The 15,305-nt window shown below is 66.4% G+C and carries 15 protein-coding genes and 1 tRNA gene; 10 read left to right on the top strand and 6 right to left on the bottom strand.

The genetic code is table 11. The annotated features are described in order from the left end of the window. Positions 1-3: 3 nt before the first annotated feature. A complete protein-coding gene (locus METLW4_RS0100080; protein WP_018264155.1) occupies positions 4-1,263 on the bottom strand; it encodes a GNAT family N-acetyltransferase in 1,260 nt (419 codons plus the stop codon). 331 nt (positions 1,264-1,594) lie between these two features. On the opposite strand from METLW4_RS0100080, the gene dxs reads away from it, so the two are divergent. Next, on the top strand, positions 1,595-3,526 hold the full coding sequence (gene dxs, locus METLW4_RS0100075; protein ID WP_018264154.1) for a 1-deoxy-D-xylulose-5-phosphate synthase: 1,932 nt from the start codon (positions 1,595-1,597) through the stop codon (positions 3,524-3,526). A 255-nt stretch (positions 3,527-3,781) separates the two neighbouring features. Here dxs and METLW4_RS0100070 read toward each other — a convergent pair whose 3' ends face one another. Then, on the bottom strand, positions 3,782-4,255 hold the full coding sequence (locus tag METLW4_RS0100070; protein WP_018264153.1) for a hypothetical protein: 474 nt from the start codon (positions 4,253-4,255) through the stop codon (positions 3,782-3,784). Between the two features lie 167 nt (positions 4,256-4,422). On the opposite strand from METLW4_RS0100070, the gene METLW4_RS0100065 reads away from it, so the two are divergent. Further along, on the top strand, positions 4,423-5,598 hold the full coding sequence (locus METLW4_RS0100065) for a lytic murein transglycosylase (RefSeq protein ID WP_018264152.1): 1,176 nt from the start codon (positions 4,423-4,425) through the stop codon (positions 5,596-5,598). Between the two features lie 4 nt (positions 5,599-5,602). Here METLW4_RS0100065 and METLW4_RS0100060 read toward each other — a convergent pair whose 3' ends face one another. Together METLW4_RS0100060 and METLW4_RS0100055 are read right to left on the bottom strand one after the other, a co-directional pair. Continuing rightward, positions 5,603-6,235, bottom strand: a complete 633-nt coding sequence (locus tag METLW4_RS0100060) for an FMN-binding negative transcriptional regulator (RefSeq protein WP_018264151.1) — start codon at positions 6,233-6,235, stop codon at positions 5,603-5,605. A 31-nt stretch (positions 6,236-6,266) separates the two neighbouring features. After that, positions 6,267-7,163, bottom strand: a complete 897-nt coding sequence (locus METLW4_RS0100055; protein WP_018264150.1) for a LysR family transcriptional regulator — start codon at positions 7,161-7,163, stop codon at positions 6,267-6,269. Between the two features lie 134 nt (positions 7,164-7,297). Between METLW4_RS0100055 and METLW4_RS0100050 the strand changes: the two genes are divergently transcribed. Then, positions 7,298-7,957, top strand: coding sequence for an O-methyltransferase (locus METLW4_RS0100050; protein ID WP_018264149.1), 660 nt, complete (start codon positions 7,298-7,300; stop codon positions 7,955-7,957). A 10-nt stretch (positions 7,958-7,967) separates the two neighbouring features. Here the strand turns inward: METLW4_RS0100050 and METLW4_RS0100045 are convergent, their stop codons facing one another. After that, positions 7,968-9,293 carry a dihydroorotase gene (locus METLW4_RS0100045; protein WP_018264148.1) on the bottom strand — a complete coding sequence of 442 codons (1,326 nt, stop codon included), beginning with the start codon at positions 9,291-9,293 and terminating at the stop codon, positions 7,968-7,970. Between the two features lie 166 nt (positions 9,294-9,459). Here METLW4_RS0100045 and ygfZ point away from each other — a divergent pair, with 166 nt between their 5' ends. Further along, entirely contained in the window at positions 9,460-10,302 is an 843-nt protein-coding gene (gene ygfZ / locus METLW4_RS0100040; RefSeq protein ID WP_018264147.1) for a CAF17-like 4Fe-4S cluster assembly/insertion protein YgfZ, read from the top strand. A gap of 164 nt (positions 10,303-10,466) precedes the next feature. Here ygfZ and METLW4_RS0100035 read toward each other — a convergent pair whose 3' ends face one another. After that, positions 10,467-11,045: a hypothetical protein gene (locus tag METLW4_RS0100035; RefSeq protein ID WP_157234696.1), complete on the bottom strand. Its 579-nt coding sequence runs from the start codon at positions 11,043-11,045 to the stop codon at positions 10,467-10,469. A gap of 170 nt (positions 11,046-11,215) precedes the next feature. On the opposite strand from METLW4_RS0100035, the gene sppA reads away from it, so the two are divergent. The 6 genes from sppA to METLW4_RS23490 form a co-directional block, all read left to right on the top strand. After that, positions 11,216-12,190 (top strand): signal peptide peptidase SppA, encoded by a 975-nt coding sequence (gene sppA, locus METLW4_RS0100030; protein ID WP_018264145.1) that lies wholly within the window; start codon positions 11,216-11,218, stop codon positions 12,188-12,190. Positions 12,191-12,233: 43 nt separating this feature from the next. Next, entirely contained in the window at positions 12,234-12,521 is a 288-nt protein-coding gene (gene ihfB / locus METLW4_RS0100025; protein WP_018264144.1) for an integration host factor subunit beta, read from the top strand. Between the two features lie 37 nt (positions 12,522-12,558). Beyond that, entirely contained in the window at positions 12,559-12,909 is a 351-nt protein-coding gene (locus tag METLW4_RS0100020) for a lipopolysaccharide assembly protein LapA domain-containing protein (RefSeq protein WP_018264143.1), read from the top strand. Positions 12,910-12,993: 84 nt separating this feature from the next. Then, positions 12,994-13,069, top strand: a tRNA-Thr gene (locus METLW4_RS0100015). Positions 13,070-13,556: 487 nt separating this feature from the next. Further along, positions 13,557-13,757 carry a hypothetical protein gene (locus tag METLW4_RS0100010; protein ID WP_018264142.1) on the top strand — a complete coding sequence of 67 codons (201 nt, stop codon included), beginning with the start codon at positions 13,557-13,559 and terminating at the stop codon, positions 13,755-13,757. Between the two features lie 124 nt (positions 13,758-13,881). Beyond that, positions 13,882-15,305: DUF1549 domain-containing protein (locus tag METLW4_RS23490; RefSeq protein WP_245258383.1), on the top strand; the 1,424-nt coding region annotated here is incomplete at its 3' end.

Raw genomic sequence — 15,305 nt, 5'->3', positions numbered from 1 at the left:
CGCTCACCGCTTGCGGCTCAGCACGCGATGATAGAGCCGCTTCGCCGTCTCGCGCAAACGCCGCCGCCAGACTTCCTTGGCGTGCGCCTCGGCGAATTGCGTGACGCCGTCGGTCTTCGCCTGCACCATCAGATCGCAGACGACGAGACGATCCGGCCAGCAGCGCTCGATCATATAGTGGCCGGGGATGGCGCAGGAATCGGTGATCGCGACATCGGCGCGCTCCGATTGCATTTCGGTGATGGCGTAGACGAGCTGCACGCCGGGCGCCTGGGCGCGCAGGCTCTCGTCATAGGCGATCTTCCAGAAATAGGAGCGCGCGCCGCTCTCGATGACGACGCCCATCGCGATCGGCTTGCCGGCGAGCTCGAGGCTGTGAATGCGAATCTTGCCCTCGCGCGCCAGCAGACGGGTCGCGCTGCGCACGAAAGTGGCGAGCGAAGGATGGCCGAGCAGCGCGCCCCGCTCGGCCTTCCAGCCGCTGGCCTCGAGCGCCAGAAAATCCTCGGTCGCGCGCGGAATCTCAGCCGGCGTCGAATAGACGACGCGCTTCAGCTCGCCGGCCTCCTCGAGGCGGCGGCGGCGGCGGCGCATCTCGCTCAGCGCCTTGCGCGAGGAGGTGCGCGTCCACACCTCCTCGGGATCGCCGCCGGCGAGCAGAGCGGCGCGCTCATGCCGATCGAGCACGCGCCAGTCGCGGCCAGTGGCGCGCGCGGCGCGGGTGAAGGCGGCGAAAACCGGCCCGCTCATCGGCGTCATGGGAATGAGCACGGCGCCCGCGCCGGAGCGGTTGCCGGCGAACCAGTCGAGAAGGGCGGCGGCCGCCTCCTCCGCGCATTCGCGATCGAGCAGCGGGGTCGCCAGCGCGGCCTGCTTGTGCAGCCAGCCGCGCGCCGTCGCCGCGCCGAGCGAGAAGCCGGGCGCGACGATGGGAAACAGCGCGACCAGCCGCCGCGCGCCCTGAAGGCCCGCCCGCCGCCAGACAGTGACGAAGAGCGGGCGCGATTTCGCCGGGAAATGCCGCGCCGCCGGAAGCGCGAAGCCGGGCTCCAGAAATCCGTTGGGCTCGATGGCGCGCGACACGAGCTCGGCCCAATCGCGGACATGGGCGCTCATCCGCTCGACGTCGAGCGCCTCCGTCTCCAGCGAACCACTCGTCATGACGCCTTCGCGGCCGGCCGCGCTCTGCTCGGAGGCTCTCGAAGGGCCGGGAAGGCTGCCCAGAAACGCCGTCCTATTGATCCAAAATGGCGTGGTGGCCATGATTCGCCCCTCGTCGCTTGTCAGTTTCGCCCAGGTCCGACGCCATTGCGAGACGAATCACGTCGACCGCGCCGGGCGTTTCAAGAGCGAGGCCAGCGATGCGGGCGTCGCCGCCGCTCAAAGGCCTGTGGGAAATTTGTCACATGAGAGATAAATATTTGGGGAACAAAGGGATCGGAAGAGAGACCGTGCTGCTGCGCGGTTGCGCGCCCGCTTCTTCCCGTGCCAGAGTGATACTGCCGAGGTCCGGCATTTGCCGGATGTGGCGGACCCACTATATGAGATCACCTGCGGTCGAGACCCTCGGCCCGTCCAGACCAGAGTAGGCGCTTTGACGACTTCGAAGACCCCCCTTCTCGACCGGATCGACACGCCGCAGGATCTGCGCAAGCTGCAGCCCGGCCAGCTCCGCCAGCTGGCCGACGAATTGCGCCGCGAGACGATCGACGCGGTTTCCGTCACCGGCGGGCATTTGGGCGCCGGGCTCGGCGTCGTCGAGCTGACCGTCGCGCTGCATTACGTCTTCGACACGCCGAACGACAAGATCGTCTGGGACGTCGGCCACCAGACCTATCCGCACAAGATTCTGACCGGCCGCCGCGACCGCATTCGCACGCTGCGCCAGGGCAAGGGGCTCGCCGGCTTCACCAAGCGCGCCGAGAGCGAGTATGACGCCTTCGGCGCCGGCCATTCCTCCACCTCCATCTCGGCCGGCCTCGGCATGGCGGTGGCGCGCGATCTCTCCGGCGGCTCCAATCACGTCGTGGCGGTGATCGGCGACAGCGCCATTTCGGCGGGCATGGCCTATGAGGCGATGAACAACGCCGGCGCGCTCGATTCCCGCCTCATCGTCATTCTCAACGACAATGACATGTCGATCGCGCCGCCGACCGGCGCCATGTCGGCCTATCTCGCCCGGCTCGTCTCCGGCGGCGCCTTCCGCACGCTGCGCGAGACCGCCAAGCAGCTCGCCCGCCATCTGCCGCATTTCCTCTATGAGAAAGCGCGCAAGGCGGAGGAATTCTCCCGCAGCTTCATCACCGGCGGCGGGACCATGTTCGAGGAGCTCGGCTTCTATTATGTCGGGCCGATCGACGGGCATAATCTCGAGCATCTTCTGCCCGTGCTGACCAATGTGCGCGACAAGGACGACGGCCCGGTGCTGGTCCATGTGGTGACGCAAAAAGGCAAGGGCTACGGCCCGGCCGAGGCCGCGGCGGACCGCTATCACGGCGTCAACCGTTTCGACGTGCTGACCGGCGCGCAGGACAAGCCCAAGGCCAACGCCCCCTCCTACACCAGCGTCTTCGCCAAGACTCTGGTGGCCGAGGCCGAGCGCGACGACAAGATCGTCGCCATCACCGCGGCCATGCCCGCCGGCACAGGCCTCGATCTGTTCGAAAAGGCCTTCCCGGACCGCATGTTCGACGTGGCCATCGCCGAGCAGCACGCCGTGACCTTCGCCGCCGGCCTCGCCTGCGAGGGCTATAAGCCCTTCTGCGCGCTCTATTCCACCTTCCTGCAGCGCGGCTATGACCAGCTGGTGCATGACGTCGCGATCCAGCATCTGCCGGTGCGCTTCGCCATCGACCGCGCCGGCCTCGTCGGCGCCGACGGCCCCACGCACGCCGGCGCTTTCGACATCGCCTATCTCGCCTGCCTGCCGGGCATGGTGCTCATGTCGCCTGCGGACGAGGCCGAGCTGGTCCATATGGTGGCGACCTCCGCCGCCTTCGACGAAGGCCCGATCGCCTTCCGCTATCCGCGCGGCGAGGGCGTCGGCGTCGAGCTGCCGCAGCGCGGCGAGATTTTGGAGATCGGCCGCGGCCGCGTGATCCGCGAGGGCTCGAAAGTGGCGATCCTCTCGCTCGGCACGCGGCTCGCCGATGCGCTGACGGCGGCCAAGGAGCTTTCCGGCCGCGGCATTTCGACGACGGTCGCGGACGCCCGCTTCGCCAAGCCGCTCGACCGCGATCTGCTGCTGCGCCTCGCCGCCAATCACGAGGTCCTCATCACGATCGAGGAAGGCTCGATCGGCGGCTTCGGCTCGCAGGCCTTCCAAGTCCTGTCGGAGCATGGCGCGCTGGACGGCGCGCGCGGGACGTTCAAGTTCCGCTCGATGATCCTGCCCGATCTCTATATCGACCATGACAAGCAGGACATCATGCTCGCCCGCGCCGGCCTCGACGCCCGCGCCATCGTCGCCAAGGCGCTCGAGGCGCTCGGCGACGAACGCGGCGCCGCCCGCGCGCTGATCGCCTGACGGTGAGATTCCTTCTCCCACTCGTGGGAGAAGGTGGCCCTTGCAAAGCAAGGGTCGGATGAGGGTCCTTCAGGACGCTCGAAATCTCGTCGCGATCTGAATTTTTCCCGTGAACTACGATGAGTCCCCGCCCCTTCTGGAGGCGCCCTCATCCGACCCCGCCAGAGCCTGTCGCTCGCGACGGGCGTCCTCACGGACGCCCTGTGGCGGGGCCACCTTCTCCCGTAAACGGGAGAAGGAAACACTCGGCCTTTTTTACTGCTTGTAGGTGACGCCATCGGGGCCTTTCCAGCCGTCGCCGTCAGCGTAGAAGCGATATTCCTCGTCGAAGGCGATCGTCTCGCCGGGGGCCACAAATTGCTTGCCCTTGGGATCGCTGCTGCGCGGCGCGGTCACATAATGCTTGCTCGACGAGCAGCCCTCGGGAAACTTGCCGGCGTCGTCCGGCTTGCATTCGAGATTGGCGCCATCGGGAAACTGCACTGAGGCGTTGAAGAACAGCTCGAAGCCTTTCTCGCCGGTGGCGTGCATCTCCAGACGCTCGGTCATCGTCTGCTTGAAGGAGAGAATTTTTCCGGGCTTGTCGAAGCGCTGCTTCAGCAGATTGTCGAAAATCTGCCGCGCATTGGCTTCGGTCGGATCGGGACAGCCGAACCAGCAGATGGCGGCGGCGCGGTCGATGGTGAGCGGCGCGACGACGAGCGTCAGCGCGAGCAGTCTGCGAAGCATGGGGTTCCTCTTTTTTGTCTGGTGTCGCGCCGAATTCGGGCCGGGCGTCGTCGCCGCCCGTCTCCGCGCGGGCTTGGGCCTCAAATTAGCCGATCTCCGCGCCGAAATGAACCGAAACGGACGATCGCAGCAACGAAGCAGTAACCATAGGTTCCTAGCATCCGCTCATGAATATCTCGCATAAGCTCCCGGCGGTCCTCGCCCTTCTTCTCTGCGCCGCGCCGGCGCGCGCCGATTTCGCCTCCTGCCTCGCCGGCCTGCGCCATGCGGCGGCGGGGGCGGGCGTGTCGCAGCGCGTCATCGACAGCACGACCAATGGGCTCGAGCCCAATGACGCGCCGAGCTTCATGGACAAGCAGCCCGAGTTCAAGACGCCGATCTGGGACTATATCGCCGGCCTCGTCGATGAGGAGCGCGTCGAGGAAGGCCGCGCCATGATCCAGCGCCACGCCTCCGCCCTGCATGCGGCGGAGCAGCGCTTCGGCGTCGATCCGGCGACGGTGGTGGCCGTCTGGGGCGTCGAATCGGATTTCGGCAAGAATTTCGGCAAGCGCAGCGTGGTGCAATCGCTGGCGACGCTCGTCTGCGAGGCGCCGCGCCGCAATGATTACTTCAAAGGCGAGTTCATCGCCGCGCTGAAGATTTTGCAGAGCGGCGACATTGCGCCGGAGGAGTTCAACGGCTCCTGGGCCGGCGCCTTCGGCCATACGCAATTCATGCCCTCCACCTTCCTCTCCACGGCGGTCGATCTCGACGGCGACGGACGCCGCAATATCGCCAGCTCGGCGGCCGATTCGCTCGGCAGCACGGCGAATTTCCTCCGCAAGGCCGGCTGGCGACCAGGCCTGCGCTGGGGCTTCGAGGTGAGCGTTCCCGCGGGCTATAGCGGCCCCTCCGGCCGCACGACGCGGCAGCCCATGTCGGCCTGGGGCGCGCGCGGAATCACCCGGCTCGACGGCGGCGGATTGGGCGAAGGCCAGGCGGCGCTGCTGCTGCCGGCCGGCCGCAACGGCCCCGCCTTTCTGGTGACGCACAACTTCGACGCCATCTACTCCTATAACGCGGCCGAATCTTACGCGCTGGCGATCGCCGTGCTGTCGGACCAGCTGCGCGGGCGCCCGGGCATTCAGACGCCCTGGCCGACCGACGATCCCGGCCTCTCCCGCGCCGAGCGCCGCGAGATGCAGGCGCTGCTCAACCGCCAGGGCTACGCCGTGGGCGAGCCGGACGGCGTGATCGGAACCAAGACCAAGGAAGCGATCGCCGACTTCCAGAGCCGCGCCGGGCTGAAGGCGGATGGCAGAGCGGGCAAGAAGACGCTGGACGCGCTGCGGGGGCGGTGACGCGTCACGCCTTCCGGCCCAGCGCCGCTATCGCCTTCGCCATTCGCTCTGCGGCCTCGCCGCCCTCACCCTCGAGCCCGGCGATCACTCCGGCGCGATCGGCGGCGTTGCGATTCTGGCTGAGCTTACGCTTCGCCTCTATGCGCGTGATCGACAGCTCTATGCCGACGATCGCTTTCAGCATGGCGTCGATGAAACCATTCGGCGCATCCTCGATCGCCCAAGGCGCCGGCCGCGTCGATTCATGACGCGCCGTCAGATCGCGCAGCAGCGCGCGAATCCAAGCCGCATCCTCGATCGCGCGCAGGCGGCCATAGACATGGACAGCCTCGTAATTCCAGGTCGGAACGACCTTTCCGGTCTCGCGCTTGGTCGCATACCAGGAGGGCGTCACATAATTGTCGAGGCCGGTGAAGATCGCCAGCGCCTCGCTGGCGGGATCGAAATCCCGCCACAGCGAATTGGCGCGCGCGACATGGGCGCGCAGCACATTGGCCTTCGCGTCGAAGAGAAAGGGAATGTGATCGGCGACGATCGCGCCATTCACGATCCGCGTGAGCGCGCCGAGCGGATGCGCCTCGATCAGGGCGGCGACCGTCTCGAAATCCTGCTCATGAAAGAGATCTGGCAGATACATGGCAGCAGCCTATGCAGCGCCGCGTATCGAATCAATCCGCCAGACCGAGCGTCGTAACGGCGAGGCGTAGCCTCTCGCGCAGCCAGCGATGCGCCGGATCGGCCTGCTGCCGCGGATGCCAGCTCGCGGCGATCGTCAGCTCGGGCGTGGCGACCGGGAGATCGAACAGCCGCAGCTCCGCGCCGCGCGCAATGGCGGCGCGCGCCGCAAGACGCGGAACGGAGGCGACGAGATCGCTCGCCCCCGCCGCCACGAGAGCGGCGCCCGAGCTTGCCACGGTGAGCCGCACACGCCGCTCGAGGCCGAGCGTCGCGAGCGCGCGATCGATCGGCCCATGCGCGAGGCCACGGCGCGACGCGGAGACATGCTCCGCCGCGGCGTAGCGCGCTGCGTCGATCCGCGCGCCGAAAAGAGGCGACGCGGCGCGCGCGGCGCCGATGTAGCGATCGCGCAGCAATGTCTGCGTAAGCGCCTCCGGGCCGAGGGCGCCCGGCGCGCCCAGGTCGATATCGACGCGGCCGTCGCGCAGATCGGCGACGCCCTCCTCCCCCTCCGGCGCCAGCACGATGGAGACGCCGGGCGCCTCGGCGAGCATTCGCGCCGATAAGGGACCGAGCGCGCCGGCGAGATCGTCGCCGCAGCGAATGACGAAGCGACGCTCGAGACGCGCGGCGTCGAAAGCCTCTGGCCTCAGGAGCATTCGCGCTTCGGCGATGAGCGGGCCGAGCCGCGGCCGCAGATCGAGGGCGCGAGCCGTGGGAACGAAGTCGCGACCCGCGCGCACGAACAGCGGATCGTCCAGCGCCTTGCGGAGACGCGCCAATGTGCGGCTCATCGCCGGAACGCTCTTGTTGAGCCGCGCCGCGGCGCCGGTCACGCCGCCTTCGGCGAGCATGGCCTCGAGCGCGACCAGAAGATTGAGATCCATGGGTTCCATGGAGCGCAAGACTAGCAGGCTTTGGGTTGCGTTGGACGCAAGAATGACCGAACGACTCTGCAAGGCGGATCGGCTCCGCCCCTGCCTATGCTGAGGTCATCGCAACTCCAAACGAGGATAGATCGATGATCACGCTCCATTCCGCCAGGGTGGCCGCCACGCTCGAACGCTTGTATCGAGAGGCGGAACGCCGCGACAGAGATGTGCTGCCGCTGGCGCGCGCCCAATTCGAGAAAAGCGGAACGCCTTATGACGATCGCGCCGTCGCCGGCCTGCTCGACCTCGCCTTTATCGGCGTCGCACCGGAAGTCGGACGCCTGCTCTATCAGCTCGTGCGGCTGCGCCGACCCAAGCTGGTCGTCGAGTTCGGGACATCGTTCGGATTGTCGGCGATCCATATCGCAGCCGCGCTCGCGGACAATGGCCAGGGACGGCTGATCGCCACAGAGCTCAACCCGGAAAAAGCCGCGCGCGCCGCCGAGCATCTGCGCGAGGCGGGTCTCGACGAATGGGTGGAGCTGCGCCGAGGCGACGCGTTCGAGACATTGATCGGCGTCGAAGAAATCGACGTCCTGCTGCTCGATGGATGGAAAGCGCTCTATCTGCCCTTGCTGCGCGGCCTCGAGCCGGCGATTTCGGCCGGAGCGCTCGTCGTCGCCGATGATCTGAAGATCATGCCGGAGATGCTCGAACCCTATGTCGCCTATGTGCGCGATCCGGCCAATGGCTATTCCTCCAGCGAAATTCCGCTCGACGATGGGCTGGAGCTGTCGATCCGCGGGTGAGACTGCTCCTTCACAACGCCTGCTGAAACCGTATCGGCGCGCCGCGCGAGGGCGAGACCAGCTCGCCCTCCCACATCACCCGCGCGCCGCGAATGATCGTTCCGACGGGCCAGCCCGTGACCTCCACCCCGTCATAAGGCGTCCAGCCGCAGCGCGAGGCGATCCAGCTGTTGCGGATCGTCTCGCGGCGCTTCAGATCGACCACGGTGAGATCGGCGTCATAGCCCACGGCGACGCGGCCTTTGCCGGCGAGGCCGAAGAGGCGCGCCGGCCCGGCGCTGGTAAGGTCGACGAAGCGCTGCAAGGTGAGCCGGCCGGCGTTCACATGGTCCAGCATGGTCGGAACCAGAGTCTGCACGCCGGTCATGCCGGAGGGGCTCTCGGGATAGGGCTTGGCCTTCTCCTCGAGCGTATGCGGCGCATGGTCGGAGCCGAGAACGTCGACGATTCCCTGCGTCACGCCGCGCCAAATCCCCTCACGATGGCGCGCGTCGCGCACCGGCGGATTCATCTGCACCAGCGCGCCGAGCCGCAGATAATCTCGCGCATCGAGGGTGAGATGATGCGGCGTCGCCTCGACGCTGGCGATATCCTTGTGGCGGGCGAGAAATTCGATCTCCTCCGCCGTCGATATATGCAGCACATGGACGAGCGCGCCCTTCTCGCGGGCGATGCGCAGCAGCCGCTCGGTGGAGCGCAGCGCGACGATCTCGTCGCGCCAGACCGGATGCGAGGTCGGATCGCCCGGAACGCGCAGCGGCTTGCGCTCCTCGAGGCGATATTCGTCCTCGCTGTGGAAGGCGGCGCGGCGGCGCGTCTTGGAGAGAATCTCGCCGACGCCGGCGTCATCGGCGACCAGCAGCGAGCCGGTGGACGAGCCCATGAAAACCTTTATGCCGGCCGCGCCGGGCAGGCGCTCGAGCTCGGGAATATCTTTCGCATTCTCATGCGTGCCGCCGACCCAAAAGGCGAAATCGCAATGCGCGCGGCCCGAGGCGCGCGCCACCTTGTCGGCGAGCTCGGCGGCGCCGGTGGTCAGCGGCTTGGTGTTGGGCATTTCGAAAACCGCCACGACGCCGCCGAGGACGGCGGCGCGCGTTCCGGTCTCCAAATCTTCCTTATGCGTGGGGCCGGGCTCGCGAAAATGCACCTGCGTGTCGATGACGCCCGGCAATATATGAAGGCCCGCGCAATCGATCCGCTCGCCGGCCGAGGCTTGCGCGAGATCGCCGATCTCGGCGATCTTGCCGTCGCGCAACCCGATATCGCGGGGCGCGACGCCATCCTGGTTGACGAGCGTCCCGCCGGCGAGAATCATGTCGAATGTCTTGGGCATGGCTGGCGCCTCGCTTGCAGGTGTCGCCCGGACTGTGGAGTTTCGACGCGAACGGGGCGTCGCCCTTTCGAAACGATCTAGCGCAGATTGGCGCGGGCCGGAACCCGCCCTGCGCTCGCGAGAGGCGCCTGTCGGTTCGCCGACCTCATTTGGAGCACATCGGACAATGACCAGCGCCACACTTCTCTCGGACCGGGGCGTCGTCGAGGTCGCCGGCCCCGACGCCGCCAAATATCTGCATGGAATTCTCACGCAGAATGTGAAGACGATAGAGGCGGGCGAGCTGCGCTTTGCGGCGCTGCTCACGCCACAAGGCAAGATCATCGTCGATTTCTTCATCTTCGCCCGCGTCGGCGAGGACGGGCTCGTGCTGCTGCTCGATTGCGCCTCCAATATGGTGGAGACGCTGCTCGACCGTCTGAAATTCTACAAGCTGCGCGCCGCCGTGACGCTCACCGACCGCAGCGCCGATTACGCCAGCGTCGCCTTCCCCGAAGCGACCGCCAAGCCGGCGATCGACGCCATCGCCCTCGCGGCCGACCCCCGCGCGGAGAGCCTCGGCTGGCGCGGCCTCGTAACGCGTGAGATCGCCGGAACGCTCGCCACCGCGCCGCGCGACGCCTATGACGCCAAGCGCATCGCCGCCGCCGCGCCCGAGGGCGGCCTCGATTTCGTCTATGGCGACGCTTTTCCGCATGAGGCGAATATGGATCGCCTCGCCGGCGTCGATTTCAAGAAAGGCTGCTTCCTCGGCCAGGAAGTGGTCTCGCGCATGAAGCATCGCGGCCCGGTGCGCAAGCGCGTCGCCACTTTCCACGCCGAGGGCGCGGCCCCGGCGCCGGGCACGACGATCAAGGCCGGCGAGGTGGAGATCGGCGTCACCGGCTCGGCCGTGGGCGGCGAAGGTCTGGCGCTGATCCGCCTCGACCGTCTGGCCGACGCCAAGGCCGGCGGCTCCACGCCGCTCGCCAATGGCGTGCCGCTGGAGTTCACCGTAGTGGAAGGCTGAGCCGCAACAGGGGCGCATCCACCCTCCCCTTCAGGGGGAGGGTCGGCCGGCGATAGCCGGACGGGGTGGGGTCCAACGGCGAAGACTCGGGGCGTCACCCCCACCCGAGCGCCTGCGGCGCTCGACCTCCCCCCTCGAGGGGGAGGTAGAAGCGCCCACGGCCGTCAGGCGGCCTGTCGCTTCTTCAGCGCGACATAGCCGAAGCGTCCGCCGACGCCCGCCACCAGCAGGCCGAAGAAGACGTAGGCATAGAATTCCGTATTGTCGATCAGCCCCACGGTGAAGTGGTGACGGCCGACATATTCTTTCGCGCCATCGTCGCTCGTGAGCCGCGCATAGAGCGCATATTTGCCCGCCGTCTGAATATTGACGTCGAAATTGACCATGCCATTGCGAAACTTCTGCGAGGGCAGGCGCATCACAGTGTCGCTCTCCGCCGGCTCGCCATCGCCTTCGGCGTCGCGGACGACGCGAATATCCCAATTCATCTCGCGTAGCTCGGCGTCCGGCGCGTCCAACGCGATCACCGTCGCGCCCGTGTCGGGAAGCACGTCGCAGACGCGGTCTATGTTCTTCTTGGGCTGCATGGCGACGAATTTCATCGTCTTGCCGGCGCCGAGCGCCACGGGGCACTCGGGATCATAATAATGCCAGCCGGCCGCCTTCGCCGCGGGGGCGGAAAAAGCGGCGCCGACGAGGGCGAGCGCGACAGCGAGACGCGAACAAAGGCGAGGCGAGACCAATTTCCCTATGCTCCCCGAGGCTTCCATCTGCGACGAAACTGCAATTTTTTATGCGATTTTGCAATTCCATCGATCGTGCGGCGCGAATGCGCGCGGCCGATTCCCTCCCGGCGCGAAACAGGCTAGTCTCACGAGTGTCGCGCCCCTTTCTGTCGAGCCCGAGCCCCGGCATGTCGCTTCCCAACGAATATCTGATCGATCGTCGCCGCCTTCGCCGCAAGCTCGGCTATTGGCGTGTTCTGGCCGTGGTCGCGGTCGCCCTCGCCGGCCTCGCGGCCTTCGCACGATTCGGCGACGGCGGGCCGAGCCCGGCCGCCAAGCTGTCGCCCCATATCGCCCGTCTGTCGATCAGCGGCCTCATCACCGGCGACAAGGCGACGCTCGATCTCATCAAATCGATCGGCGAATCACATGCGAGCGCCGTGCTGCTGAATATCGACAGCCCTGGCGGCACCACGACCGGCTCCGAGAAGCTCCATGACGAGCTGCGCCGCCTCGCCGAGAAAAAGCCCATGGTCGCGGTCGTCGGGACGCTCGCCGCCTCCGGCGCCTATATCGCCGCCATCGCCTCCGACGAGATTTTCGCGCAAGGCAATTCGATCGTCGGCTCGATCGGCGTGCTATTCCAATTCCCCAATGTCTCGCGCCTGCTCGACACTGTGGGCGTGAAGGTGGAGGAGGTGAAATCCTCGCCGCTGAAGGCCGCGCCCAATGGGCTGGAGCCCACCAGCGACGCCGCGCGCGAGGCCATCGCCGCGCTCGTCGCCGATTCCTACGACTGGTTCAAGCAGCTGGTGAAGGATCGCCGCAAGCTCACCGACGAGGAGCTCGCCAAGGTCTCGGACGGCCGCGTCTTCACCGGCCGCCAGAGCCTGCCGCTGAAGCTCATCGACAAGCTCGGCGGCGAGCGCGAGGCGATCGAATGGCTGGAAGCCAATAAGGGCGTCGCCAAAAAGCTGCCGGTGCGCGACTGGAAAGAAAAGAGCACGCTGGAAAAGCTCGGCCTCGTCGATTCGATGGCGTCCATGTCGCGGACGCTGGGACTTTCGGCCTTCGCCGACGCGCTGGAGCGCGCCGGCCTTCTCGCGCAGCAAGGGCTGCTTGACGGTATGGTCGCGATTTGGCACGCTCCCACGCCCGATTGAGGCTCCGATCGATGCGGTCAAGTCGGCAGAACTGGAACGTCGCATGATCAAATCAGAACTCATCCAAAGAATTGCCGCCCGCAATGGGCATCTCTATCAGCGCGACGTCGAGACGATCGTCAGCACGATTCTCGACGAGATCACACTGGCGCTCGCGCGCGGCGACCGGGTCGAGCTGCGCGGCTTCGGCGCCTTCTCGGTGAAGCGGCGAGAGGCCCGCACGGGTCGCAATCCGCGCACCGGCGAGCAAGTCTCGGTGGAGGAGAAATCCGTGCCCTTCTTCAAGACGGGCAAGGAAATGCGCGAGCGGCTGAACGACGCCCACGGCTGACCCTTCGATAGGGCGGCGGACGAAGTAGGAAGGTGACATGAGATCGGTTCTGCGCATTCTCGTCTTTGTTCCGCTGGGGCTGGTGTTCTTATATTTCGCGGTGGCGAATCGCGGGCCGGTGAAGATTTTCCTGGACCCGTTTCCGGGCGCGGGCGAGAGCGGGCCGTCTTTCGAGGCGCCGCTCTATCTCGTGGTTCTGGCGGCGATCGCGCTGGGCGTGCTGGCGGGCGGCCTGTCGTCCTGGGTGGCGCATGGCCGCTATCGCCGCGCCGCCAAGGCCGCGCGCGCCGACGCCAAAAAGGCCCGTTCCGAGGCGGATCAGCTGCGCGGCCAGGCGCTGGCGAGCCTTTCGCCCGCGCCCAGCCGCTCTTCTCGCAACGAGCTTTGACGAACAAGGCCGTAGGCGCTTGAAAAACCCATTCGGCGCCGCTAATAGGAACGCCTCGGACGGGCTACGGCCCATCCAGAGAACGCCGCAATAGCTCAGCTGGTAGAGCACATCATTCGTAATGATGGGGTCGGGGGTTCGAATCCCTCTTGCGGCACCAGAATTTTTTGGGCTCCGAGCCCTGCGACTCTCCCTCCGAAAGCACGAAGTCAGGCGCAGCTGCCGACAGTCCGCGCGTCAGCGGGCGCCTCGCGAGCTCGCGATGATCGAGCATGTCGTCGCGCGCGCCATCGAATCACGCCAGGCATTTTCATGTGATGCGGCTTGCGGGTGATTGCTTCGTTCCGGCAAACGCGCTCCCCTCGTCCTGACGCGCTTTTTGCGGAACGCGAAAGCCTCGAAGATGAGCCCCCCTGGGCGCGCTTCGATGCTCGGAGCCGTCCGCACCCGAGTCCGGCAGGCTCCGCTCGGGCGTCATCACTCCGGTCTCGTGCAAGCGCGAAATCGGCGTGGGCTCCTCGACGCGAGCGGCTGTCATGGCGCCCGACCGATCGACCGGGGAACCGCGTGATTCGCGCAGGTCTCCCGCCTGCTTCGCACTTCGAGATCGATTGAGCTTTCATTCTGTTCCGACGGAGCGATCTCGCATGAGGCTCGCCGCCGATCGGCTGTCGATCGAAAGCGATCGCTTCGCCTCCGAAAACACGCTGGAAACCGCGATCGCGATCGAGCCGCGACGGCGACGGGATTCGACACTCCTGTTTTCCTGTGGAGTTTATAGGACGATGTCGACGATGGCGCTGCTCGATGTCTTTATTGTTGGATTCCGTCGACTCTGCGCTTGTTAAAAGTACATCATTCTAGTAGGAATATGTATCCGGCTGGCCGCGGTGCGATCCCTGCGCTGGCCGTTGGTCCGGGCGGTCCGTCGGGACTGCATCGCCGAGACGAATTGCCGTTGGGGATGACGAGATGAAGAAACCAATGAAGAACATGTTGTTGGCGCTGATGCTCGGCGCGTCCACGGCGACGATCGCCATAGCGGCGGATGTCGCGCCTGCGTCCGGCCCCGCCCGCTCGAGCGCGGCGTCGCGTCCGCATTGGGCCTATCAGCCCGTGCAGCATCCGGCGATCCCCGAGGTGGAGCGCAAGGCGTGGGTGCGCTCGCCGATCGACGCTTTCCTTCTCGCGAAGATCGAAGCGGCGAAGCTCTCCCCGTCGCAGGATGCAGACCGTTCGGCTTTCATTCGCCGCGCGACGCTCGACGTCCTGGGCCTCATTCCCGAGCCGGAAGAGGTCGCCGCCTTTGTGAACGACGCCGCGCCGGACGCTTATGAGAAGCTCGTCGATCGGCTGCTGGCCTCGCCGCGCTATGGCGAGCGGCAGGCGCGCCGCTGGCTCGATCTCGCGCGCTATGCGGACAGCGCCGGCTTTCAGAACGATGTGACGCGACCCAATTTCTTCCGCTATCGCGATTACGTCGTGCAGTCCTTCAACGAGGACAAGCCCTATTCGCGCTTCATACAGGAGCAGGTCGCAGCGGACGAGATCGCGCCCGGCGATCAGAAAGCGCTCGTCGCCACCGGCTTCCTGGCGAGCTACACCGACAATCCCAATGCGCGCGACCTCATCGGCCGCAAATATCAGATCACGACCGACATCACCGACACGATCGGAACGGCGATCCTCGGCACGACGGTCGGCTGCGCGCGCTGCCACAACCACAAGTCCGACAAGATCACGCAGAAAGATTATTTCTCGCTGCAGGCCTTTTTCGCCAACACGGCCTTCGACGAGAAGATCCCCGCCGCCAAGGGCGAGCAGGAGATCGCCTATGAGAAGGCGCTCGCCAAATATGAGACGGCCGCGAAGGATATTCTCGACAAGCAGAAGGCGATCATCGAGCAGATTCGCGAAAAGGCCAGCTTCTATTACAAGGAGCGCTACAATCCCGACGCGCGCGCCTCGATCTTCAAGCCCAAGAGCGAGTGGAACGCGCTCGACCGCTGGGTCAATTATCGAGCGGACATCGTCACCGATCAGCCCGCGCTGGCCAATTATCTGCGCGACATCGCCAACGATAAGCAGAGCCCCGACCACACGCCGGAGGCGGTGGCGAAATGGGCCGAATATCAGAAGCTCACGGAAGAGCTGAAGAAATTCGAGAAGCTCAAGCCGACGCGCGGAGCCGATACATTCACCGCGGCGACCGAGCTCGGACATTCCGACGCCCCTCCGACCTACATCTATTTCGGCGGCAATCACGAGCGTCCGCTCGATGAGGTGCAGCCGGCCTTCCCGGAGGCTTTCGCCAATGGCGAGACGCCCACCATCACGCCGACGGCCACCTCCTCCGGCCGCCGCACGGCGCTCGCCAATTGGCTCACCAGCCCGAG

The sequence above is a fragment of the Methylosinus sp. LW4 genome (assembly GCF_000379125.1).
Taxonomy (GTDB): Bacteria; Pseudomonadota; Alphaproteobacteria; order Rhizobiales; family Beijerinckiaceae; genus Methylosinus.
Note: the sequence above shows the minus strand (reverse complement) of the source record. Positions and strands in the feature narration are given on the sequence as shown.

Bases quoted from the DNA above. Each gene is read 5' to 3' on its own strand.
- METLW4_RS0100065 (WP_018264152.1), top strand. From the start codon at position 4,423: ATGAATATCTCGCATAAGCTCCCGGCGGTCCTCGCCCTTCTTCTCTGC.
- METLW4_RS0100080 (WP_018264155.1), bottom strand. From the start codon at position 1,263: ATGGCCACCACGCCATTTTGGATCAATAGGACGGCGTTTCTGGGCAGC.
- ygfZ (WP_018264147.1), top strand. From the start codon at position 9,460: ATGACCAGCGCCACACTTCTCTCGGACCGGGGCGTCGTCGAGGTCGCC.
- METLW4_RS0100070 (WP_018264153.1), bottom strand. From the start codon at position 4,255: ATGCTTCGCAGACTGCTCGCGCTGACGCTCGTCGTCGCGCCGCTCACC.
- METLW4_RS0100050 (WP_018264149.1), top strand. From the start codon at position 7,298: ATGATCACGCTCCATTCCGCCAGGGTGGCCGCCACGCTCGAACGCTTG.
- METLW4_RS0100045 (WP_018264148.1), bottom strand. From the start codon at position 9,293: ATGCCCAAGACATTCGACATGATTCTCGCCGGCGGGACGCTCGTCAAC.
- METLW4_RS0100055 (WP_018264150.1), bottom strand. From the start codon at position 7,163: ATGGATCTCAATCTTCTGGTCGCGCTCGAGGCCATGCTCGCCGAAGGC.
- METLW4_RS0100020 (WP_018264143.1), top strand. From the start codon at position 12,559: ATGAGATCGGTTCTGCGCATTCTCGTCTTTGTTCCGCTGGGGCTGGTG.
- ihfB (WP_018264144.1), top strand. From the start codon at position 12,234: ATGATCAAATCAGAACTCATCCAAAGAATTGCCGCCCGCAATGGGCAT.
- METLW4_RS0100010 (WP_018264142.1), top strand. From the start codon at position 13,557: ATGAGGCTCGCCGCCGATCGGCTGTCGATCGAAAGCGATCGCTTCGCC.
- METLW4_RS0100060 (WP_018264151.1), bottom strand. From the start codon at position 6,235: ATGTATCTGCCAGATCTCTTTCATGAGCAGGATTTCGAGACGGTCGCC.
- sppA (WP_018264145.1), top strand. From the start codon at position 11,216: ATGTCGCTTCCCAACGAATATCTGATCGATCGTCGCCGCCTTCGCCGC.